This window comes from Actinoplanes sp. NPDC051388 (assembly GCF_055586225.1).
Genome location: NZ_JBVJIP010000005.1, coordinates 356,769 through 377,265, shown reverse-complemented (window position 1 = coordinate 377,265; position 20,497 = coordinate 356,769). Strand labels below are relative to the sequence as shown.

19 protein-coding genes and 1 pseudogene are annotated in these 20,497 nt (G+C 73.5%); 10 read left to right on the top strand and 10 right to left on the bottom strand.

Translation table 11 applies throughout. From position 1 onward, the window contains the following. Nucleotides 1-18 precede the first annotated feature (18 nt). On the top strand, nt 19-801 hold the full coding sequence (locus ACZ6TI_RS15940) for a class I SAM-dependent methyltransferase (RefSeq protein WP_465345780.1): 783 nt from the start codon (nt 19-21) through the stop codon (nt 799-801). Here ACZ6TI_RS15940 and ACZ6TI_RS15935 read toward each other — a convergent pair. Genes ACZ6TI_RS15935 through ACZ6TI_RS15915 form a run of 5 tightly spaced genes read right to left on the bottom strand, consistent with a single transcriptional unit; the run spans nt 798 to nt 3,874 of the window. After that, the gene (locus tag ACZ6TI_RS15935) at nt 798-1,211 is read right to left on the bottom strand and encodes a GNAT family N-acetyltransferase (RefSeq protein WP_465345779.1); all 414 of its coding nucleotides are present in this window, start codon (nt 1,209-1,211) and stop codon (nt 798-800) included. The two genes, ACZ6TI_RS15940 and ACZ6TI_RS15935, sit on opposite strands and share 4 nt — an antisense overlap. Next, the gene (locus tag ACZ6TI_RS15930; protein WP_465345778.1) at nt 1,208-2,032 is read right to left on the bottom strand and encodes a PfkB family carbohydrate kinase; all 825 of its coding nucleotides are present in this window, start codon (nt 2,030-2,032) and stop codon (nt 1,208-1,210) included. The genes ACZ6TI_RS15935 and ACZ6TI_RS15930 overlap by 4 nt, the downstream gene beginning before the upstream one ends. Continuing rightward, entirely contained in the window at nt 2,029-2,781 is a 753-nt protein-coding gene (locus ACZ6TI_RS15925; RefSeq protein WP_465345777.1) for an SDR family NAD(P)-dependent oxidoreductase, read from the bottom strand. Before ACZ6TI_RS15925 ends, ACZ6TI_RS15930 begins: the two co-directional genes overlap by 4 nt. A 24-nt stretch (nt 2,782-2,805) precedes the next feature. Further along, complete coding sequence (locus ACZ6TI_RS15920) at nt 2,806-2,961, bottom strand: hypothetical protein (protein WP_465345776.1); 156 nt, start codon at nt 2,959-2,961, stop codon at nt 2,806-2,808. A 31-nt stretch (nt 2,962-2,992) separates the two neighbouring features. Continuing rightward, on the bottom strand, nt 2,993-3,874 hold the full coding sequence (locus tag ACZ6TI_RS15915) for an amidohydrolase family protein (protein ID WP_465345775.1): 882 nt from the start codon (nt 3,872-3,874) through the stop codon (nt 2,993-2,995). A 64-nt stretch (nt 3,875-3,938) separates the two neighbouring features. On the opposite strand from ACZ6TI_RS15915, the gene ACZ6TI_RS15910 reads away from it, so the two are divergent. Both ACZ6TI_RS15910 and ACZ6TI_RS15905 read left to right on the top strand, forming a co-directional pair. Beyond that, a complete protein-coding gene (locus ACZ6TI_RS15910; protein ID WP_465345774.1) occupies nt 3,939-5,450 on the top strand; it encodes an MFS transporter in 1,512 nt (503 codons plus the stop codon). Beyond that, nucleotides 5,419-6,042, top strand: coding sequence for an acyl-CoA-like ligand-binding transcription factor (locus ACZ6TI_RS15905; protein WP_465345773.1), 624 nt, complete (start codon nt 5,419-5,421; stop codon nt 6,040-6,042). The genes ACZ6TI_RS15910 and ACZ6TI_RS15905 overlap by 32 nt, the downstream gene beginning before the upstream one ends. Here the strand turns inward: ACZ6TI_RS15905 and ACZ6TI_RS15900 are convergent. Further along, complete coding sequence (locus ACZ6TI_RS15900) at nt 6,039-6,659, bottom strand: FMN-dependent NADH-azoreductase (RefSeq protein ID WP_465345772.1); 621 nt, start codon at nt 6,657-6,659, stop codon at nt 6,039-6,041. The two genes, ACZ6TI_RS15905 and ACZ6TI_RS15900, sit on opposite strands and share 4 nt — an antisense overlap. Nucleotides 6,660-6,747: 88 nt before the next feature. Here ACZ6TI_RS15900 and ACZ6TI_RS15895 point away from each other — a divergent pair, with 88 nt between their 5' ends. Further along, nucleotides 6,748-7,212: a MarR family winged helix-turn-helix transcriptional regulator gene (locus ACZ6TI_RS15895; protein WP_465345771.1), complete on the top strand. Its 465-nt coding sequence runs from the start codon at nt 6,748-6,750 to the stop codon at nt 7,210-7,212. After that, entirely contained in the window at nt 7,209-8,768 is a 1,560-nt protein-coding gene (locus tag ACZ6TI_RS15890) for a GntP family permease (protein ID WP_465345770.1), read from the top strand. The genes ACZ6TI_RS15895 and ACZ6TI_RS15890 overlap by 4 nt, the downstream gene beginning before the upstream one ends. Here ACZ6TI_RS15890 and ACZ6TI_RS15885 read toward each other — a convergent pair whose 3' ends face one another. Next, nucleotides 8,769-9,545, bottom strand: coding sequence for an LLM class F420-dependent oxidoreductase (locus tag ACZ6TI_RS15885; RefSeq protein WP_465345769.1), 777 nt, complete (start codon nt 9,543-9,545; stop codon nt 8,769-8,771). A 92-nt stretch (nt 9,546-9,637) separates the two neighbouring features. On the opposite strand from ACZ6TI_RS15885, the gene ACZ6TI_RS15880 reads away from it, so the two are divergent. Further along, nucleotides 9,638-10,615 carry an alpha/beta hydrolase family protein gene (locus tag ACZ6TI_RS15880; protein ID WP_465345768.1) on the top strand — a complete coding sequence of 326 codons (978 nt, stop codon included), beginning with the start codon at nt 9,638-9,640 and terminating at the stop codon, nt 10,613-10,615. Between the two features lie 257 nt (nt 10,616-10,872). Continuing rightward, complete coding sequence (locus ACZ6TI_RS15875; RefSeq protein ID WP_465345767.1) at nt 10,873-12,168, top strand: hypothetical protein; 1,296 nt, start codon at nt 10,873-10,875, stop codon at nt 12,166-12,168. A gap of 4 nt (nt 12,169-12,172) precedes the next feature. Here the strand turns inward: ACZ6TI_RS15875 and ACZ6TI_RS15870 are convergent, their stop codons facing one another. From ACZ6TI_RS15870 to ACZ6TI_RS15860, 3 genes and pseudogenes are all read right to left on the bottom strand, one after another. Then, nucleotides 12,173-12,364, bottom strand: coding sequence for a GrpB family protein (locus tag ACZ6TI_RS15870; protein WP_465345913.1), 192 nt, complete (start codon nt 12,362-12,364; stop codon nt 12,173-12,175). A 130-nt stretch (nt 12,365-12,494) separates the two neighbouring features. Next, a pseudogene (locus ACZ6TI_RS15865) lies at nt 12,495-12,701 on the bottom strand (GrpB family protein); the annotation flags it as partial. Beyond that, the gene (locus ACZ6TI_RS15860; protein ID WP_465345766.1) at nt 12,689-13,681 is read right to left on the bottom strand and encodes a LacI family DNA-binding transcriptional regulator; all 993 of its coding nucleotides are present in this window, start codon (nt 13,679-13,681) and stop codon (nt 12,689-12,691) included. The pseudogene ACZ6TI_RS15865 and the gene ACZ6TI_RS15860, both read right to left, overlap by 13 nt. A 198-nt stretch (nt 13,682-13,879) precedes the next feature. On the opposite strand from ACZ6TI_RS15860, the gene ACZ6TI_RS15855 reads away from it, so the two are divergent. From ACZ6TI_RS15855 to ACZ6TI_RS15845, 3 genes are all read left to right on the top strand, one after another. Beyond that, nucleotides 13,880-15,295: a hypothetical protein gene (locus ACZ6TI_RS15855; RefSeq protein ID WP_465345765.1), complete on the top strand. Its 1,416-nt coding sequence runs from the start codon at nt 13,880-13,882 to the stop codon at nt 15,293-15,295. After that, nucleotides 15,292-18,534 carry a hypothetical protein gene (locus ACZ6TI_RS15850; RefSeq protein WP_465345764.1) on the top strand — a complete coding sequence of 1,081 codons (3,243 nt, stop codon included), beginning with the start codon at nt 15,292-15,294 and terminating at the stop codon, nt 18,532-18,534. Before ACZ6TI_RS15855 ends, ACZ6TI_RS15850 begins: the two co-directional genes overlap by 4 nt. A gap of 124 nt (nt 18,535-18,658) precedes the next feature. Next, nucleotides 18,659-20,440, top strand: a complete 1,782-nt coding sequence (locus tag ACZ6TI_RS15845) for a LamG domain-containing protein (protein WP_465345763.1) — start codon at nt 18,659-18,661, stop codon at nt 20,438-20,440. Nucleotides 20,441-20,497 lie beyond the last annotated feature (57 nt).

Sequence of the window (20,497 nt, the reverse complement as noted above, 5' to 3'; positions counted from 1 at the left end):
CAGAGATAGAGTGGGCGCATGCCCACTATTCCGGCGCCACACCACGACAGGCAGGCCGCGGAGTCCTTCGGGACGGACGCCGAGCGATACGACCGGGCCCGCCCAAGCTACCCACGCGAGCTTATCGACGCGATCGTCCAGGGCAGCCCGGGCCCGGACGCGCTCGACGCCGGCTGCGGCACCGGCATCGTCGCCCGCCAGCTCCGCGACGCGGGGCTCCGGGTGCTCGGCGTCGACGCGGACCCGCGGATGGCCGCCGTCGCCCGGCAGAGCGGCATCGACGCCGAGGTCGCGAAGTTCGAGGACTGGGATCCGGCCGGGCGCACCTTCGACGCGGTGGTCGCGGGCCAGGTCTGGCACTGGGTCGACCCGATCGTGGGCGCCGCCAAGGCCGCGGAGGTGCTGCGTCCCGGCGGCCGGCTGGCGATCTTCTGGAACGCGTTCCAGCCTCCGCCCGAGGTGGCCGGGGCCTTCGCCGACGTGCAGTCCCGGATCCTGCCGGAAGCGCCGGACATGTGGTCCAAGCCGGTGGTCCAGGGTTACGAGAGCATGGCCGACCGCGCGGCCGAGGGGATCCGCCAGGCTGCCTTCGCCGAGCCCGACCGGTGGCGTTTCCCCTGGCAGCGCGACTACACCCGGGACGAGTGGCTGGACTGGATGCCGACCAGCGGCGGCTGGAGCCGCATCCCACCGGCCCGGCAGCGGGAGATGCTCGACGCCACCGGCACGGCGCTCGACGCCCTGGGCGGCGCCTTCACCATGCATTACACGACCGTCGTCGCGACCGCGCTGCGCCTCTAGGGCTCCCAGAGCAGGATCTGGCGGTGGTGGCGGAAGCCGTTGCGCAGATAGAAGTCGACCGCGCGGCGCCCGGAGTGCACGGTCACGTGCAACAGCCCACGCGCATCGGCCTCGGTCAGGATCGCCGCCATCAGCGCGCTCCCGACGCCGTGTCCGCGGTGCTCCGCGCGCACCATGACGGACTGGACGTCGCCGTACCACCGGTCGGGCGAACCGTTGCCGGGCACCCGTTCCGCGACGTGCAGCCAGGCGCAGCCGACCACCTGCCCGTCGATCTCGGCGACGAACGGCAGGTGCGTCTCCGCGTGGGCGGCCACCCAGCCGGCGAACTCCTCGCATGAGGGCCCGGCGATGTCGCGCAACTCGGCGAGCGCCGCCACGTCCGCCAGGCCGGCTCTTCGCACGATCACCCGGGGGAGTGTAGGCGAGGGTCGGTGAGCCAGGACCGGGGTCCTTCGTGGGTGACCCGGATGGCGGCGACCCGGATCGCTGCGGAGAGCGCCGCGGTGAAATCAAGTCCCGATGCCAGGGCGACGGCCAGCGCGCCGTGGAACGCGTCGCCCGCGCCGGAGGTGTCCACCGCGTCGACCTCCGGCACCTCGAGCGATCCGGAGGCCGGGCCGGACCACCAGCGCACCGGGGCCGGGCCGTCGGTCACGGCGACGTGCGGGGCCATCGTGGACAGTTCACCGGACGGCAGCCGGAAGCCCGCCGAGCAGGCGACCACCGAGGCCAGCGGCAGCAGCGTCGCGAACACCGGCCGCCAGTGCCCGGCGTCGACCACCAGCATGCCCGCGGACCGGGCGGCGGCCATGGCCAGCCGCGGGTGATGCCCGTCGGCCAGGACGACCCCGCCGAAATCAACGTCCTCGGGTACGGCCACCGCGACGTCCCCCGCGTTGCGGCTGACGATGGTCCGCCGTCCCGACCCCTCCTCGACGGTGATCGCCGAGACGGGCGGCGGCCCCTCGAAGCCGGGGGCGGCGTCGACGAGGCGCACCCCGTACCGGAGCAGGTCGTCTTTGATGAACACGCCCAGCGGATGCGCGCCGACCGCCGTGACCAGAGTGACCGTGGCGCCCAGCGCCGCGGCCGTGACGGCGGCATTGAGCGCAGGCCCACCGGCCGCGACCTCCATCGACGTGGCCTGCGCCTTCGCGTCCGCGCCGGGGATCCGCGGCACCCGGTAGACCAGGTCCACGGTGGACAGACCGACGCAGGTGAGCCTCATGCCCCGAGCGGCGTGCCGGTCAGCGAGGCGCAGTAGTCGAGCAGTTCCTCCTGCAGGTCGACCCGCTCGGTGCCCGCCGCGGTCCGGTGCACCTTGCGGCGGTAGAAGTACTTCCCGGTCACCTTCGCCTCGGTGGCCAGCCAGATCTGCGTGTCGGTGCCCTCGTCGAGCCCGCCGGGCGCGCCGCGACCGCCCATCCGGGTGGCGATCCAGCCGGGATCCACCGCGTTGGCGAACACGTCCGGCCGGTGCCGGGCGACCGCGAAGGCCAGCACGACGTCCCACAGCTTGGTGTCGCTGTACGCGCCGGACCCGCTCCACCGCCGCCGCTCCCACTGCGGATCGTCCAGCGCCGCATGTCCGCTCTCGTGCATGCCCGAGCTCAGGTAGACCAGCCGCTCCGGCTCCGGCATCAGCGCCGTCAGCAGGTACGGCGCGAGCACGTTGACCGCGAAGTGCCGCTCCAGCCCGTCCACGGTCGTCTCGCGCCGCGCCGCCGTGTATCCGATGCCGGCGTTGTGGATCACCGCGTCGAACTGTCCGGCGGCCTCGGCCAGCGCCCGGGTCTGCTCGATGCTCGCCAGGTCGCCGGTCAGGATGGCACCCGCCCAGGGGGCCGCCGCCCGCACCTCGGCGGCGCGTCGCTCACTGCGGGCGTGCAGGGTGACGTCGTGTCCCATGCGGGCGAGCCGCTCACCCGCGGCGAATCCGAGACCGTCGGCCGAGCCGGTGACGAAGATCTTTGCCATGCGGCCCAGACTACGAGGCGCGGCTCACGAGGCGAGCTCGGAGAAGAAGGTGCCGATGTTGCGGAACACGTTGGCGACCCCGTCGCCGAGGCCCTGCGCGATGTCCGACGCGGGACCGGGATTGGTGCCGATATAGAAGATCAGCAGGATCAGCAGACCCCAGCCCAGAACCTTCTTCATGTGTTGATCGTGGCACGTGGCCGCAACGAAATCAGGCCGACAGGCCGAAGAGGGCCGCCGCGTTCTCCCAGCACACCGCCCGCAGCCACGGCTCACCAAGATCGATTCTTGCCAGTGACTCGAGTTGATGCCCGTAGGGGTAGGGGATGTTCGGGAAGTCGCTGCCGAGCAGGACCTTGCCGGCCAGGCCCAGCTCGCGCAGCTGCCCCAGGCGCCCCGGCGGGAACGGCGCCATCTGTTCGAAGAAGTCGGTCAGCGCCATGGTGGTGTCCAGCGCGGTCCGCTCGTACCTGGCGGTCAGGTCGAGGAAGCCCTCGTATTCGGGTGCGCCCAGGTGGGCGAAGATCACCGTGAGCCGGGGGTGCCGGGCCAGCACGTCGCCGATCGCCTCGGGGCCGGTGAAGCCGTTCGCGACCGGTCCGGAGCCGGCGTGCACCACGATCGGCGTGCCGCTGGCGGCCAGCACGCCCCAGGCCTCGTCGAGCAGCGGAGAGCGCGGGTCGAAGCCGCCGACCTGCAGGTGCAGCTTGAAGATCCGGGCACCCCGGTCGAGCGCGCCGGTGACGACCGCCGCCGCTCCCTCCTCCGGGAAGAACGTCGCGCTGGGCAGGCAGCCGGGGGTCCGGGCGGCGAAGTCGAGGGTCCAGTCGTTCAGGGAGGCGGCCATGCCGGGCAGGTGCGCGTACGCGAGGGCGGAGAAGGACCGGACGCCCAGCCGGCGCAGAGTCGCGATCCGGTCCTCGACCGAGGCGCGGTAGCGGATCGGCCAGGGCCGGCCGACCAGCGCGCCGGCCTCGTCGAAGTGGGCAGAGACCCGGCGCTGCATCCGCTCCGGCAGGAAGTGGGTATGCACGTCGGCCAGGCCGGGCAGGCCGAGCCCACGCCAGAAGGCGGGCACCTCGTCGTCGATCACCCGTCGATGATGACCCATCTCACAAACTGACGGCAGCTAGCTTTTGACAGCTACCCTCACTTTTATGGCTTCCTCGAACGCAAGGTGGTGGGCGCTCGCCGCGCTCGCCCTCAGCACCCTGACGGTCGGGCTCGACGGGACGGTGCTCAGCGTCGCGCTGCCCACCCTGGCCGGCGACCTCGGCGCCACCACCAGCGACCTGCAGTGGTTCACCACGGTCTATCTGCTCGTGCTGGGCGCGGCGCTGCTGCCGGCCGGCATGCTCGGCGACCGGTTCGGCCGCAAACGGATGCTGCTGATCGCCCTGGGCATGTTCGGCGCGGCGTCGATCGGCTGTGCCTATGCGACGACCACCGGCCAGCTCGTCGTCGCGCGGGCGGCGCTCGGCCTGGGCGCGGCGATCCTGATGCCGCTCACCGCGGCCGTGCTGACCGTGCTGTTCGACCACGACGAGCGCCCGCGCGCATTGACCGTCTGGGTCACCGCGAACGCGCTGGGCATCCCGCTCGGCCCGCTGGTCGGCGGGTGGCTGCTGGACCACTTCTGGTGGGGCTCGGTGTTCCTGATCAACGTCCCGCTGGTGCTGCTCGCCGCGGCCGCGGTGGTGTTCCTGATGCCGGAGTCGCACGGCGATCGGGACCGCCGCTTCGACCCGCTCGGCGTGCTGCTCTCCACCGCGGCGATGGTCGCGCTGATCTACGGGATCATCGACGCCGGGTCGCGCGGCTGGACCGCCGGCCGGCCGCTCGCCCTGATCGTCGCCGGGATCGTGCTGTTCGCGGTCTTCGCCGGGTGGCAGCGCCGGGCGGCCGCGCCGCTGGTCGACCTGGCGTTGTTCTCCTCGGCCGGGTTCACCTGGGGCGCGATCCTGTCGACGGTGGCCAGTTTCGCGATGTTCGGGCTGCTCTTCTCCCTGCCGCAGCTGTTCCAGGCGGTGCAGGGCGCCGACGCGCTGGGCACCGGCCTGCGGCTGCTCCCGGTGATCGGCGGGCTGATGGTCGGCGCCCGGGTGGCCGGCCGGCTGATCGCGCCGCTCGGCGCGAAGATCGTGGTGGCGGCCGGCCTGGTGCTGATGGCGGCGGCCATGGCGGTGGGCGCGCTCGCCGACGCCGACACCGGGTACGGCTGGGTCGCCGCCTGGATCTCGGTGGCCGGCCTGGGCCTCGGGCTGACCATGCCGCCCGCCATGAACGCGGCGATGAGCGCCCTCTCGCCCGGCCGCAGCGGGGTCGGGTCGGCGCTGATCCAGGCGATGCGGCAGCTCGGCAGCGCGATCGGGGTGGCGGTGCTCGGCGCGGCACTGAACGCCGGCTACCGCGACGCGCTGCCCGGCGCCGATGAATCCGTGCGGGACAGCGTCACGGGCGGGGTGGCGGTGGCCGGACGGCTCGGCTCGGCGGACCTGCTCGCCGCGGTGCGGGCCGCGTTCGCCGACGGAATGACCCGGTCGCTGCTGGTCGCGGCCGCCGTGGCTCTGGTGGGCGCGGTGCTCGCCGTGGTGTTCCTGCCCGCTCGCCAGACCCCGGTGCTGGCAGAATCGCCGCATGACCTCGTCCCCGCCGACCGGCCTGCGTGAGACATCCGGCCTGCGTGAGCGGAAGAAGGCGCGCACCCGGGCCGCGATCCGCGAGCACGCCATGCGGCTGTTCGTGGAGCAGGGATATTCGGCGACCACGGTCGACCAGATCGCGGAGGCGGCCGAGGTCTCGCAGAGCACCTTCTTCCGCTACTTCCCGACCAAGGAGGACGTGGTCCTCGCCGACGACCTGGATCCGCTGATCGTCGCCGCGTTGCGTGCCCAGCCGCCCGAGGTGCCGCCGGTCGCCGCCATCCGCAACGCGATCCACGTGGTGGTCGAGGGGGTCTCGGCCGAGGACTGGGAACGCGAGCAGGCGCGGATGCGGATGTTCCGGGCAACGCCCGAGCTGCGGGCCCGGGCGATGCAGCAGATGACCGACACGGTCGCGCTGCTCGGCGCCACGGTCGCCGAGCGGGCCGGCCGCCCGGCGGACGACCTCGAGTCGCGGGTGGTGGCCGGCGCGGTGATCGGCGCCGCGCTGGCCGCCCTGCCGCACGGCGCGACCGGGGTGTTCGACCGCGCCGACCTCGACCGGCTGGACCGGGCCCTCGTCCTGCTGGAAGCCGGTCTGCCGCTCCAGGCCTCTTAGGCGAACCGTTTGGCCAGCTCCCGCGCCCGGGCGTGGGCGGACTGCCGGGCCGGCTCGGCGTCGTTGGTCGCCAGGTTCGGCCGGAAGTGGATCTCCTCGACCTCCGCGATGCCGGCCCAGCGCAGCCAGTCCCCGAAATACGGCGCCTGGAAGTCGGTGCCGAACCCGGGTCCGCGACCGTCGCCGTAGACCGCGCTGGTGTAGATCACCGTGGCCTTCTTCCCGGTGAGCAGGCCGGTGTACCCGGCCGCCGGGTCGAAGCCGAACACCAGGCCCGGCTGGCTGATCACGTCGATGAACTGCTTCAGGACGTACGGCACCCCGTGGTTCCACATCGGGACGCTGAACAGGTAGTGGTCGGCGGCGTCGAAGCGACGGAAGGTGGCGACCGCGTCGGCCCAGCCGGAGCCCTGCGGCTCGGCGCCGGCGAAGACGGCCATCTTGGCGGCCACCGCGTCCGGCCCGAACGCGGGGAGCGAGCCGTCCCACAGGTCGAAGGTCTCCACCGGCACGTCCGGATGGGAGTCGCGGAACGCGGCGAGGAAGGTGTCCGCGATCGCGAGCGACTCGGACTCGGCGCCGCGGGGTGAGGCTGAGATGTGCAACAGCTGGGACATCGTCCTACTCCAGTGCTCAAGGATGTGTGCGCACGCACATTGTTACTCTGATGTGTGCGCACGCACAAGAGTTGGATAGGCTGCCGTGATGGACGACACCGACACCGCCGCCTGGGCCGCCCTGCTGCGCGTGCACGCCGCCCTCGTCCCGCTGCTCGACCGCGAGCTGCAGAGCGCCTGCGGGCTGCCGCTGACCTGGTACGACGTCCTGCTCGAACTGAACGCCGCGCCGGGCCGCAAGCTGAGCATGGGCGAGCTCGGGGAGAAGGCCGTGGTCAGCCGGACCCGGGTCAGCCGGGTGGTCGATCAGCTCGCCGCGGACGGGCTGGTGACGCGCGAGGCGAACCTGGAGGACCGGCGCTCGGCGTACGCGACCATCACCGAGGCCGGCCGCAACCGCCTCCGGGCCGCCGCGCCGATCTATCTCGAGGGCATCCGCCGGCACTTCACGTCGCGGATGACCGCCACCGAGGCGCGCACGGTCGCCGCCGCGCTGGAGAAGGTCCTCGCCGGAGATTCAAAGACTTCACCACCGGGTACGCGGGGCGGATGACCGCGTATGCCGCTGAGGCCATCACCGACGCCGGCTCGACCCAACTAGTGCTCGCCGCGGTGCTCGGCATCGTGGTCGTCATCCTGCTGATCACCTGGGCGAAGTGGCATCCGTTCATGGCCCTGGTGCTCGGCGCCGCGGCGCTGGGCATCGTGGCCGGCGCCGCGCCCGAGTCGGTGGTCAAGTCCTTCACCACCGGGGTCGGCACGACGGTCGGCGGCGTCGGGTTGCTGATCGCGCTCGGCTCGATGATCGGCGCGCTGCTGGCCGAGTCCGGCGGCGCCGACGGCATCGTCCGCAAGATCGTCACCAAGTTCTCCGGCAGCGCGCTGCCCTGGGCCATGGCCGGGGTCGCCGCGCTCATCGGCCTGCCGCTGTTCTTCGAGGTCGGCGTGGTGCTGCTGGTGCCGATCGTGCTGCTGGTCGCGCGCCGCACCTCGGTGCCGCTGCTGCAGATCGGCATCCCCGCGCTGGCCGGCTTGTCCGTGCTGCACGGGCTGGTGCCGCCGCACCCGGGCCCACTGGTCGCGGTCTCCAGCCTCGGCGCGAACCTCGGTCTGACGCTCGCGTTCGGCCTGATCTGCGCGATCCCGACGGTGATCATCGCCGGTCCGGTCTTCGCCAACTTCATCGCCAAGCGGGTCGACGTGCCGGTTCCGGCGCTGTCCCTGGCCGGCGGTGGGGGCGATCGGGCCGTGGAGACCGCGGACCGCCCGTCCGGCTCCGGCCTGGCCGGCGACCGTCCGTCCGGCTCCGGCCTGGCCGGCGACCGTCCGTCCGGCTCCGGCCCGGTCGGCGGGGACGACTTCGTCGATCGCGGCGACCTGGTGAATCCGGGCGCCGGCGACCCGGACGAGCTGGTCGACGAGAAGCTGCCGGCCGACCGCCGGATCCCCGGCTTCTGGCCGGCCGTGCTGACCGTGCTGCTGCCGATCGTGCTGATGCTGCTGCGGGCCGTCGCCGAGCTGACCCTGGCCGACGGCAACGGGCTGCGCTCGGCCTTCGAGGTGGCCGGTGACCCGGTCGTCGCGCTGCTGGCCGGCGTGCTGCTGGCCATGTGGACGCTGGGCAAGCGGGCCGGGTTCGACCGGGCCCAGACGTCCGCGGTGATCGGCGGCTCGCTGCCCCCGATCGCCGGGATCCTGCTGATCGTGGCCGCGGGTGGCGGCTTCAAGCAGGTGCTGGTGGACGCCGGCGTCGGCACCGTGATCGCGAACGCCGCGCAGGACGCGAACATCTCCGCGCTGGTTCTCGGCTTCCTCGTCGCGGTCGGCATCCGGGTGGCCACCGGGTCGGCCACCGTCGCCACGATCGCCGCCGCCGGCATCGTGGCGCCGCTGGCGAGCACGCTCAGCACCCCGGAGGTGTCGCTGCTCGCGCTCGCCATCGGCGCCGGGTCGCTGTTCTTCTCACACGTCAACGACGCCGGGTTCTGGCTGGTCAAGGAGTACTTCGGGATGACCGTGGGACAGACCATCAAGACCTGGTCGGTGATGGAGACGATCATCTCGGTGGTCGGCTTCGCCTGCGTGATGATCCTCGACATCTTCGTCTAGCTACTGCTGCGCGTCCCGCCAGGCGACCCAGCGGCGCAGGCCGGCCATGTCGTAGTCCGGGCCGCCGGTGCTCACCGTGAACAGCGTGGCGCCGAGCTCGAGCAGGGCCGGCGCCACCTGCTCCGGCTCGCCGCTCACCGCGGTCGAGACCTCGATCTCGGCCGGGTCGCGGCCGGCGTCGGCGCAGTGCTGCTCGAGCACGCCCAGCTTGTGCGCGAGCTTCTCCGCGTCGCTGAACGTGTGCCAGATGTCCGCGTGCCGGGCCACCAGCTTGAGCGTCTTCTTCTCGCCGCCGCCGCCGATCAGCACCGGGATCTTGCGGGTCGGCGGCGGGTTCAGCTCGGCCCAGCGCTGCTCGATGCGGGGGAGTGACTCGGCCAGGACGTCCAGCCGGCCGCCCGCGGTGCCGAACTCGTACCCGTACCGCTGGTAGTCCTTCTCGAACCAGCCGGACCCGATGCCGAGGATGAGCCGGCCGTCGCTGATGTGGTCGACCGTGCGGGCCATGTCCGCGAGCAGGTCGGGATTGCGGTAGCTGTTGCAGGTGACCAGCGCGCCGATCTCGGCCCGGGAGGTCGCCTCCGCCCAGGCGCCGAGCATGGTCCAGCACTCGAAGTGCTTGCCGTCGGGGTCGTCGTAGAGCGGATAGAAATGATCCCAATTGAACAGGATGTCCGCACCGATGTCCTCGGCCTCCGCGGCGGCGCGACGGATCGCGGCGTAGTCGGCCCGCTGGGGCTGGATCTGCACACCGATCCGGATCTTTCTGGTCGTCATGTCCGAACCTTACGACGGGTTGTGATCTTCGGCTCGCGGGCAGTCCGGAGATTCTCAAGGTCAGCACAGGAACCCGCTTCAGAATGGTCACCATGCGTAGACGAACCCTGCTCTTCAGCCTGCTGGCCGCCGGCGGTCTGTCCGCCTGCACCGGTCCCGATCTGGGCAGCCTGACCGGTTCGAGCACGTCGAGCGCGCCGATTCTGGGGTCGACCACCGCCTCCAGCCTGTCAGCACAGAGCGTGACCCCCTATCGTCCCGCGGTGGGCTCCGCGCCGGCTCGGGCCTTCGCGGTCGGCCGCCGGGACTTCCCCTTCGAGAGGGGTACGGACCGCCCGCTGCCGACCCGCGTCTGGTATCCGGCCGAGGGCGCGGTGCCGGCCGTGCCCGCGGCCGTGGACGGCGCGACCCCGGCGACCGGCTCGTTTCCGCTGATCGTTTTCAGCCACGGATTGACGTCGTCGCCGAACGACTTCGACGCCCTGCTGTCCCGCTGGGCGCAGGCCGGGTTCGTGGTCGCCGGCCCGACGTTCCCGCACACCGCCTATGGCGTCGAGGACTTCGACGCGGGCGACATCGTGAACCAGCCCGCCGACGTGCGCTACGTGCTCGACCAGGTGCTCGGCCGGGCCGGCGACCCGCTGCGCGCGATCGTCGACCGCGACCGGATCGCCGCGGCCGGCCACTCCGGCGGCGCCATCACCACGGTGGGCCTGTTCAGCGCCCAGCGCGACGACCGCCTGAAGGCCGGGCTGGTGATCGCCGGCACCGACTTCCAGGGCACGCCGTTCACCGGCCCGCCGGCCGGCCTGCTCTTCGTGCACGGCACCGACGACGACACGGTCGCGTACCCGGCCGGCCACACGGTCTTCGAGGCCGTCCCGTGGTCCCGCGCGATGTTGACGATCAACGGCGGAGGCCACGTCATCGAGAGCGACTCCTTCGAGCCCATCACCCGCACCAGCACGGAGTTCTGGCGCTGGACCCTCTACGGCGACGAGTCCGCCAGGGCCGCGATCCCGGCCGCCGCCGCGGTCAACGAGGTGGCCACCCTCGAAAACCAACTCTGACAACCGGACCCGAGCGGCACGACGTGCGAAACTGACGCGTGCATCCCGAAGCAGGCGCGGTTGATGACCCGATCAATTCTGCTGATGCCCTCGATATCCCAGTGTTTCTCCGACACAGCAGCCCGATGCGAACTCGGGGCAGACCTAGGCCCGCTGCCGTCGCGGAGGCCGCTACCCAGTGGCCGGGCCGTCTTGTGCCGCCGACTGGTCGCTATCGGATTCGAACGTCATGGCGGGCGGTCCTGCTCGCTGCCATCATGGTCGGCCGCGACCCGGCGCCGTGGCTCACTGACGTGCCCCGGCTGGCGGTTCGTGAGCTTCAGGCGCGATGTGCCCCACTGCAGGCCTACCTGCGTCGCGTCCCGGTCGCGGGCTACCCGACCGATCCGCCGCACGCGCTCGTGGCCAACGAGATCTACCTGCGGGGTACGGAGGCCACCGCGAAGGCCGCCTTCAGCTATCGCCTCGGCATGACGATGGCGGAGTGGCTGTGCTGGGGATATCTGGGCATGAGCAACAGCACGCATGCCGAATCGATGTGCCCGCCCGGTGTTGATCCCGGCGCATGGGAGCGGCGCCGCAACAGGCCGGACCTGGCCGGAGTCCACCCGGCTCAGCCGCACCACTGGCTGATCGAGGCGAAGGCGGAACGGCGACTGAGCGCCGCCAAGCTCCGAGAGGGCGCGATCCAGCTCAGGCTCGATGGCCTGGTCGACGGCCCGCACCGGCGCGTCCTCTGCGGCACCAGCATCGAGGACCGCGTGTTCATGACCGTCGACGTGGACACGCGGCACGCCGGGCCGGCCGACGCGAGCTCCGCGCCCGGGCCCGGCCAGGAGGTCGGCGACGAGGAGCTCTACCGGTTGGCTCGGGCGAGCATGCTCATCCATCTGGCGCTGCGCGGCGCGGACGAAGCGACCTCGGTGCCGGTCGGTGCCGGAGCGGCGACGGTGGCGTCGGGTGCGGTCACCCTCCTGGAAGACGATCCGTCGACAGCGGTGCTGCGGCAACGCCTGCGGATGACCCCCTCGGACCGGACCGGGATCCTCTCGGACAGCGGCGTCGACATGCTGACCACGACGGTGCCCGGCGCCGGACTCACGGTTGGGCTTTCGCGCCGGCTCTTCGCGGCGTGCGAGGTCGTCCTGGCGGCAGAGCGAAGGCTCGCGCGGGAAGCCGAATGGCGGGCCGAGGACGAGTTGGCGGACGAGGCGGGCGAGGGCGTCCCACCGTTCGCCAACCTGGAGGTGGATCGGTCCCACTGGGTGCAGCGGGCGATCGAGGCCGGCGAACCCCGGTTCGGTCTGCCCCAGTGGGTGTCACCCGCGGGCGTGGCGGCGGAACGCGAGCGCCGCATCCACGGGCGGCTCGAAGCGGCCGAGCGGCCGCGCCTGATGGCCGCGGTGCGGGACGCCTTCCGCGCCGCTGAACACCGGGACTGGCTCGAGATCACCGGGCGGGAGCCGCGGATCGAGGTCGCGGGGCCGTCCCGCCGCCTCGAAGCGGCCACGGCCGACGTCTACCTGGCGATCGATCCCGCCACGATCGTCTGATCGGTCACCGGACGCGGCCCAGGAGGGACTCGATGAAGGGGGCCTTGCCGGCACGGTAGGCGACCCGGTCCGCGCTGTCGGCCGCGGCCAGCTCCGTCTTGACGCGGGCGTAATCGGCCGCGTCGGACGGGTGGGTGCGCAGGTGGTCGCGGAAGGCCAACAGGGCCGGCCAGTCGGGCGACGCGTGTTCCCAAATGTGCAGGTGGTGGGTGCGGTGGGCCGGGTCCGGGAAGCAGAACGACCCGCGCCGGCGGGCGGCGTCGCCGGGTTCCGGGGCGGCGGCCCAGCCCGATGGCGGTCAGGGCCTCGGGCAGGCCGGCCACGGCGTCCTGGTCCGGGATCAGGGCGAGCATGTCGATGATCGGCTTGGCCGGCAGGCCGGGCACCGCGGTGCTGCCGATGTGTTCGACCCCGCGCGACAGCCACGGGCGCAGGGCCCGCTCGACCCGGGCGCGTTCGTGCTCGAAGGCGGCCGGCCACGCCGGGTCGTAGGGCCGGATGACGATCGGGTCCCGGCGGGTCAAGTCAAGCACGGCGGGGCGGTGCTGTCCCGGACGATCAGCTCGGTGACCAGTTCGACGCGGGGCACCTCGATCGGCTCGCCTCGGGCGAGGCGCAGGACCGTGCGGGCCGCGAGGCCGCCCATCTCGACGATGGGCTGGCGGATCGTGGTCAGCGGGGGCGCCGCCCAGCGCGACTCCGGCAGGTCGTCGAAGCCGACGATGCTCAGGTCGTCCGGGATGCGCACGCCGCGCAGCCGGGCCGCCTCATAGGCGCCCAGGGCCATCGTGTCGCTGGCCGCGAAGACCGCGGTCGGCGGCTCCGGCAGGTCGAGCAGCCGGCCCACCCCGGTGAAACCGGACTGGTGCTGGAAGTCGCCCTGCACGATCATCTCCTCGCCGATGTCCGCCTCGTCGAGCGCCGCACGGTATCCGTCCAGCCGGGCCCGGCTGCAGAGCAGGTCGCGCGGGCCGGCGATCAGCGCGATCCGGCGGTGACCGAGCTTCACCAGGTGCTCGGTGGCGTTGCGGCCGCCCGCGTAGTTCGTCGCGCCGATCGTCGGTGTCTCCGCGCTGGCGTTGCCGGCCGGGTCGACGATCACCACCGGGATGCCGAGCCGCTGCAGCTCGGTGTGGGTCTGGCCGGGGCCGCAGAGCACGAAGATGACGCCGTCCGAGGTGCGGGCCCGCAGGTTCTGCAGCCACTGCCGGGTGGACGCCGGGCGCTTGTGCACCGCGGACACCACCATGCCCACCCCGGCGGCGTGGGTGGCCTCCTCGACGCCGCGCAGCACCTCGACCGCCCACGGGCTGTCGATGTCGTTGAAGACCAGGTCGATCAGCGCCGCGCCGCCGGCCCGCTGCCGGGACGCGCGGCGCACGTACCCATGTGTGTTGAGAAGGTCCTCGACCCGTTCCCGGGTCTGTGGCGCCACGTCGGTGCGGCCGTTCAGCACCCGTGAGACCGTGGGCACCGAAACCCCCGCCTCCGCGGCGATCTCCGCGATGGTCACCCGCCTGCCGTCCACCCCGCCGCGCCCCTCCCCGGAAGTTTCCGAAAGTATTCCATCTCCAGGCCGGGCGGTGTGAGCCAGTGGCAAGACATCGGCGAATATCCATCCTCCTCGGCGACCTGTCCGGTGTGGCAACGCCACCGGCCTGACCCGGACAACCGCCTTCACCGGAACGAGCCGGAGCTTTATCGTCACGCAATGACCGATCAGGACCCCAACCCTCTGGTACGCGCGTCCGCGGTCAAGCAGAGTCTCCGGGCCGGCCGGCTCGGAGCACCCGAGCTGCGCGCCCTGATCGCGGACGCCCCGGCCGACCTGCGCCGGGTGATCTACCGCCACGCGGACGGCGACGCCCTGATCGACGAGGTCCGCCGCCTCTGGGGCGACCGCGAGGCGGCCCGGCTGTTGCCGCGCTGCAGCCCGGAAACAGTCGCCCGGTTGCGCCCGATCCTCGCCCGGCCGACCCGGCCCTACGTCCCGCCGGCACCCCTCCCGGTCCCGCAGATCAGCGACCTGGCAGAGGCTCTCGCGCTGCTCGAGAGCCGCCCCGCGGACCGGGTCGCCACGCTGACCGCCCTCACCCGCAACGCGCGGCTGATCACCGCCGCGGCGGTGCCCACGCTGACCCGGATCCGGGCGGAGGCGGAGTCCGAAGATCTCGGCACCGCCTGGCGCCGGCTGGAGACCGCCGTCCTGCGCCGCCACGTCACCGACGTCGACCTGTTCTCCTGGGCCCTGCCCGGCTACCTGATCCCCGGCGGCCCGGCCGGCGCGGGCTGGTACGGCCGCCTCGACCACGGCCTGACCCGAACCGGCGAGACCGAACTCCTCGAACCGCTGTGCACCTGGGCGTCGGCCGACCCGATCCGGCTGCTCACCGTGGCCCACGCGCTGGGCCGGCGCGCCCGGCGGCTGCCCGCCCTGCAGCGGATGCTCGAGGACGTCATCCGGCACGAACGCACGCCGTGGCTGCCCGCCCGGGCCGCACGATATTGGCTGTCCGACCCCGCGACGCGCGCCGAGCGGGTCGAGCGGGTGCTGGCCTGGGACCGGTCCAACGTGGCGATCGACGAGGTCTGGGACACCATCTGCGACCGCCGCCCCGACCTGCTCGACGTGGTGCTGTCCGTCCGCCGCCCGCGCGGCCGCTACCTGCGGGACCGGTCGGTCGAGTGGGTCCCGTTCCGGGTGCGGCACGCCGAGCGCTGGCGCCCGGACCAGCGCGCGGCCTTCGTCCGGACGATGGCCCGGGTCGTCGCCCGGCAAACGCATCCGGCCTATCGCACGCGGGCCCTGTCGATGGCCGCCCGGGCCGGCGGCCGCGACCTGGTTCTGCGCTATCTGGACGACCGGGACCCGCGGCTGGCGGACGCCGCCCTGCGGGCGCTCGCGCATCTCCCGGACACGCTCCCGGTGCTGCTCGGCTATGCCGGCACCCCGCGAGGTGGGACCGCGATGTCCGCCGCCGCGCGAGCGGTCCGATCGGCGCGGCCGTCCACGCTGCCGGCCCTGCTCGGCCCGATCATGCGGGGCGACGCCGCACCCGGGGTCCGCCGCGAGGCCGCCCGGCTGCTCGCCCTGCACGGGCCCCGGACCTCTACTGTCTTGGGGTGACATCGACCACCGCACTGCTCGCCCGGCTCGAACCGCTGTCCTATCCGGAGCGGATGGCGGCCCTCGCGGCGTGGGCCCGCGCCGCCGCGGATCGTGACCGGGTGATCGAGGAGCTGCGGGCCGGCTCGTCGTACGAGCGGTTTCTGGCCCTGACCGCCGCCGTCGTGGCCGGCAACCGGGCCGCGGTGACCGGCTTCCTCGGCGACCCCGACCCGCACCTGCGCGCGTCCGCGGTCAAGCAGTGCCTGCGCGCCGGCTGGCTCACCGACGACGAGCTGAAGCCCCTGACCGGTGACGCCCCGGCGATGCTGCGCCGGCTGATCTACCGGTACGCCCGCCCGGACGCCGCCGACGCGCTGATCGACGACGTCCGCGACCGGTACGGCGACCGGGAGGCGGCCCGGCTGCTGCCGAACTGCGGCCCGGACACCGTGCGGCGGCTGCTGCCCGAGCTGGACCACGTCGCCAACCTCGGCGTCCTGGCCCGCCGCCGCGGCGATGCGCTCCTCGCCCATGCGCGCGAGCGGCTCACCGCGGCCACGCCCGCCCAGCGCCGCCGCCTCTGGAACGGTCTCGCCAACGCCGTCCTCCAGGCCGCCCCGGCCGGCGTGCTCGACCTGCTGGAGGAGTTCGCGCCGGACGACCGCCTGCCCGGCCGGCCCTTCCGGTACGGCCGGCTGGCCGCGCTCGACCCCGGCCGGGTGGCCCGCCTGCTCGCCGCGCCGGGCCGGGCGAGCTGGCTGGAACGCCATTTCGTCCTGCCGTCGCGCCTGGCCCGCCGGCTGGCCGCGCTGGACGACGTGACCCTGGCGCCGATCGCCCGGCGGCTGCGGGAGTCCGCGGCGCTGCTCGCCGCGCTGCCGCCGGCCCGCCGCGGCCCGCTGCACGACGCCGCGTGGGACGGCGTGAACACGGCCGCCCGGCTGCCCGGCAAGCGGGTGATGGAGGTGCTGCCGCACGACTGGCGCGCCCGGGAGGCCGACCGGGTGCTCGGCCTCGACGCGATCCGCCGGGACGAGTCGCAGGTGCTCGCCTGGACCGCCTACCTGCCCTGGGAACGGGCCCGGGGGCCGCTCGGGCTGGCCGTGCGCAGCAGCGACGCGGGCATTCGCGCGCAGGCGTACGACCTGCTGGTCGATGCGGCCCGCCGCAGCCGGGACCCGCGGGCGGTGGCCGCCGCCGTCGAGGAGCTGCTGCGGCTGCGCAACGAGCAGGACCCGGTGCGCCGGTCCGGCCTGTCCGCGCTGGCCGGGGCCGCACCGCTGATCACCGCCGCGTCGATCCCGGCGCTGACCCGGATCGTGGCGGACGCCGCCGAGGCCCGGGACGCGTCCGGCGCGACCTTCGGCGCGCTGCGCGAGCTGGCGGTCGCCGTGCTGCGCCACCACGTCGCCGACGTCGCGCTGGCCGGCTGGGCGATGGAGACGTTCGACGTGGTGTCCCGTCGCGGTCACCTGACCGTGCTGGGCCGGCTCGACCGGCTGCCGCGCGGGCAGGAGGCCGAGCTGTTCGAGCGGCTGCGCGGGTGGGTCGAGGCGGCGATGAAGCACGGGCAGTACTTCCCGCTGTTCGCCGTCGCGCGTTCGCTGGGCCGGCGGGCGTGGCGGCTGCCCGAGCTGCAGCGGCTGCTGGAACGGGCCACCGAGCGCGGCAACATCGCCGGCGTGGTCAGCACCGCCGTGACGCTGTGGCTGGACGATCCGGCGACCCGGGACGAGCGGGTGGCCCGGGTGCTGGCCCGCGATTCGTCCACCGTGGTCGTGCCGCCGGTCTGGGAGACGCTCTGCGCCCGCCGCACCGACCTGCTGGACCGGGTGCTGCGCGGGCGCGGGCCGCGCGGGCAGTTCCTGCCGTCGAAGATGCGCTGGGTGCCGGCCGGGGTGCGGCACGCCGAGCGGTGGCTGCCGCGGCAGCGGGAGGCGTTCGTGGCGTTGCAGGCCCGGGTGGCCGGCGATCGGGATGCCGCGCCCCGGGACCGGGGTGGCGCCCTGGCGGCGGCGGCCCGGGCCGGCGGGCGCGAGCTGGTGCTGCGTTTCCTCGACGCGGAGGACGTGGCGCTGGCGGAGGCGGCGCTGGGCGCGTTCGCGTACACGCCGGACGCGCTGCCGGTGCTGCTCGAGCGGGCCGGCACCGACCGGGCCCGGGTCGCGCTCTATGCCGCCGGGCACGCGATCCGGGCCGAGCCACCGTCCCGGCTGCCCGCCATGCTCGGCGGGATCGTGCTGGGTGGCGGGCGGGTGACCAGTCGCAAGGAGGCGGCCCGGCTGCTGGCGGTGTGGGGGCCGCCGGCCGCGATGGAGACGTTGCGGCTCGCCTACCGGCAGGCGGACCAGCACCGGGATGTGCGCGCGGCGATCGTGGCGGCGGCCCGCATGCGGCCGCGGTCCGAGATCAGCTGGGAGATTCTGACCGAGGCCGCGCGCGGCGGCCGGGCCGAGCAGACCGCGGTGCTCCGCATCGCGCCGGCCGGGCTCGCCCTGCGGGACCGTCCGCGGTACGCCGCACTGATCGCCGAGGTCTGCCGGAGTGCCGACCCCACCATGGCCGAGGTCGCGTTCCGGGGGCTCTGGCAGTGGCTGCGCTACCTGCCCGAGATCGACGACCTGGTCCTCGCCCGGCTCACCGATCCACACGCCCCGGACGTCTCCGCCCTGGTCGGCGCGGTGCTCGATCATCCCGGCGCCGGGGCGTTCGGCGCGGTGCTGCGGCGCCTGGCCGAGCAGGACGAGGCGGACGACGCCGGCGGCGACACCGTGCGGGATCGGCCGGCCCGGCGCCGGATCACCCACCTGGCCGCCGGGGCGGCGGAGTGGGCCCGCCGCGCCGGGCCGGAGGCGGACCGCGAGCCCGCCCTGGCCGCCGCCCGGGAGCTGGGCGGCCGGCCGGCCTTCGAGGCCGTGGCGGCGACCATGCTGGCCGACCTGGTCGAGATCCGGCTGCCCGGCCTGCTCGAGCTGATCACGCCACGGCCGCTGCTGGCCGCGCGGGTCGCCGAGCGTCTCGGGGACCGGGTCCGGCGCGAGCGCGAGTCCCTCGAACCGGCGAATCTCGGTGCCGCCGCGCAGGCTCTCGCGGGCCGCGGGGATCTGCCCGGCGGTCTGCTCGCGCTCGCGCTGACCCGCCTCGGAGCCGGCCTCGGCTGGCCGCCCTCCTGGCGGGACGTGCTCGTTGGCCTGCGCGGACACCCGGATCCCGAGGTGCGCGAGGCGGCGTTCGCGGTCGACATGACGAAGCAGTAACGGCACTTTCGGGCCGTTTTGTCAGCCGTTCGCCGGACCGGCGCCTGGCGATTGCCGCTAATCGGACAAGCTATCTTGCCTCGTGCTCAATACCCGAATTCGTGCAAAGGCCGCGGTTCGCCGGATGCTGATCGTCGGTGTCTCCACCGTCATGGTCGCCGCCGGTGGCGTCGCGCTGGCCGAGGTGGTCGGGTCCGACCCGGTCGCGTCCCCCTCGTTCGACGGCCCGATCTACGCGGTCGCCCTCCGCGGCGAGACCGTCTACGTCGGCGGCAACTTCACCAACGCCGTGATCAACGGCAAGCAGCAGGCCCGGCAGCGGCTCGCGGCGTTCGACGCGCGCACCGGGACGCTGCTGCCGTGGGCTCCCGCGGCGGACGCCAACGTGCGGGCTCTCGCGGTGGACGGCGACGTCGTCTACGCCGCCGGTGACTTCGACAAGATCTCCGGCACCGCCCGCGACTCGATCGCCGGCATGGACGCGGTCAGCGGCGCGCTCACTCCGCTCAAGCACGCCGTCACCGGGCAGCCGAACACGCTCGCGGCCGGCAACGGCAAGCTCTACCTGGGCGGGAAGATCACCGCGATCGACGGCGTGACCCGGGCCAACCTGGCCGCGTTCACGCTGGCCACCGGCGCGCTGGACGCCTGGGCGCCGACCACCGACGACGTGGTGAACGCGGTCGCGGTGGCCGGGTCGCGGGTCTATCTCGGCGGAAGCTTCCACCGGACCAACGGGGTCAGCTCGACGCTGCGGCTGACCGCGGTGGACGGCCAGACCGGCGTGCTGGACAAGTCGTTCCTGCCCAAGCCGGTGTCCCAGGTGTTCGCGCTGACCGCGGACACCACGGGGGTCTGGGCGGCGCTCGGCGGGCAGGGCGGGCGGGCCATCTCGTACACGCCGGCCGGGGCGACGCGGTGGACCCGGGTGTTCGACGGCGACGCGCAGGCGATCACGGTGCTGGACGGCGTCACGTACGTCGGCGGGCACTTCGACAAGGCCTGCACGACGACGAACAACGGCACCCAGGGCACGTGCACCGACGGATCGGCGCCGCGGGTGAAGCTGGCCGCGGTCGACGCCCAGGGCAACCTGCTCGCCTGGGCGCCGCAGGCCAACGGGGTCGCCGGAGTGCGCTCGATGACCGCCTCGACCGGCCTGGGCTCGGTGCACGCGGTCGGCGACTTCACCACGATCGGCGCCGCCTCCCGCAAGCGCTACGTGTCCTTCCGGATCAACCGGACCGAGGACACCCCGGCGCCCGCCTCCGACTACGTGGCGTCCTACAACTTCGACACCACGATCGCGGACGGCACCTTCGACGACGGCTCCGGCAAGAAGCACCTGCTGCGGGCGGTCACCCGGGGCGGCGGCGCGGTCAAGATGGTGCCGCACGGCAACGGCCAGGCGCTGACCTTCCCCACGAAGTGCTCCGGCCCGAACTGCCCCAAGCTGGTGCTGCAGTCCGCTGACACCCCGGACCTCAACCCGGGCTCGGGCCCGCTGCGGTACGGCGCCGCCGTGCTGCTCAGCCCGCAGGAGGCCGGCGCCGGTGAGAACGTGCTGCAGAAGGGCTACTCGACCGGCGGCGGGCAGTACAAGCTGCAGGTCGACGGCGTGTCCGGCAAGCCGAGCTGCGGCATCGGCGACAAGACCGGCTCGGTCGTGCACATCGCCCGCAGCCGGGACTCGATCGCGGACGGCGAGTGGCACTCGATCGAGTGCCGCCGGGCCGGCGAGACGCTGAGCATCGTGGTCGACGACCACGTCAAGACGAACGTGGCGATCCCGGCCGGGCTGTCCGTGGTCACCACGCAGCCGCTGTCGCTGGGCGGCAAGGGCGTCGGCGCGGACAACGACCAGTTCCACGGATCGCTGGACGACGTCTGGATCAAGGTCGGCTGAAAGTGGTAGGCGCGACGGGCATCCGCACCGCGGATGCCCGTCTGCGCTACCACTTTC

What these genes read in the sequence shown, in the direction of transcription:
- ACZ6TI_RS15940 (WP_465345780.1), top strand. Translation starts at nt 19, where the DNA reads ATGCCCACTATTCCGGCGCCACACCACGACAGGCAGGCCGCGGAGTCC.
- ACZ6TI_RS15930 (WP_465345778.1), bottom strand. Translation starts at nt 2,032, where the DNA reads ATGAGGCTCACCTGCGTCGGTCTGTCCACCGTGGACCTGGTCTACCGG.
- ACZ6TI_RS15925 (WP_465345777.1), bottom strand. Translation starts at nt 2,781, where the DNA reads ATGGCAAAGATCTTCGTCACCGGCTCGGCCGACGGTCTCGGATTCGCC.
- ACZ6TI_RS15920 (WP_465345776.1), bottom strand. Translation starts at nt 2,961, where the DNA reads ATGAAGAAGGTTCTGGGCTGGGGTCTGCTGATCCTGCTGATCTTCTAT.
- ACZ6TI_RS15910 (WP_465345774.1), top strand. Translation starts at nt 3,939, where the DNA reads ATGGCTTCCTCGAACGCAAGGTGGTGGGCGCTCGCCGCGCTCGCCCTC.
- ACZ6TI_RS15905 (WP_465345773.1), top strand. Translation starts at nt 5,419, where the DNA reads ATGACCTCGTCCCCGCCGACCGGCCTGCGTGAGACATCCGGCCTGCGT.
- ACZ6TI_RS15900 (WP_465345772.1), bottom strand. Translation starts at nt 6,659, where the DNA reads ATGTCCCAGCTGTTGCACATCTCAGCCTCACCCCGCGGCGCCGAGTCC.
- ACZ6TI_RS15895 (WP_465345771.1), top strand. Translation starts at nt 6,748, where the DNA reads ATGGACGACACCGACACCGCCGCCTGGGCCGCCCTGCTGCGCGTGCAC.
- ACZ6TI_RS15890 (WP_465345770.1), top strand. Translation starts at nt 7,209, where the DNA reads ATGACCGCGTATGCCGCTGAGGCCATCACCGACGCCGGCTCGACCCAA.
- ACZ6TI_RS15885 (WP_465345769.1), bottom strand. Translation starts at nt 9,545, where the DNA reads ATGACGACCAGAAAGATCCGGATCGGTGTGCAGATCCAGCCCCAGCGG.
- ACZ6TI_RS15880 (WP_465345768.1), top strand. Translation starts at nt 9,638, where the DNA reads ATGCGTAGACGAACCCTGCTCTTCAGCCTGCTGGCCGCCGGCGGTCTG.
- ACZ6TI_RS15875 (WP_465345767.1), top strand. Translation starts at nt 10,873, where the DNA reads ATGGTCGGCCGCGACCCGGCGCCGTGGCTCACTGACGTGCCCCGGCTG.
- ACZ6TI_RS15855 (WP_465345765.1), top strand. Translation starts at nt 13,880, where the DNA reads ATGACCGATCAGGACCCCAACCCTCTGGTACGCGCGTCCGCGGTCAAG.
- ACZ6TI_RS15845 (WP_465345763.1), top strand. Translation starts at nt 18,659, where the DNA reads ATGCTGATCGTCGGTGTCTCCACCGTCATGGTCGCCGCCGGTGGCGTC.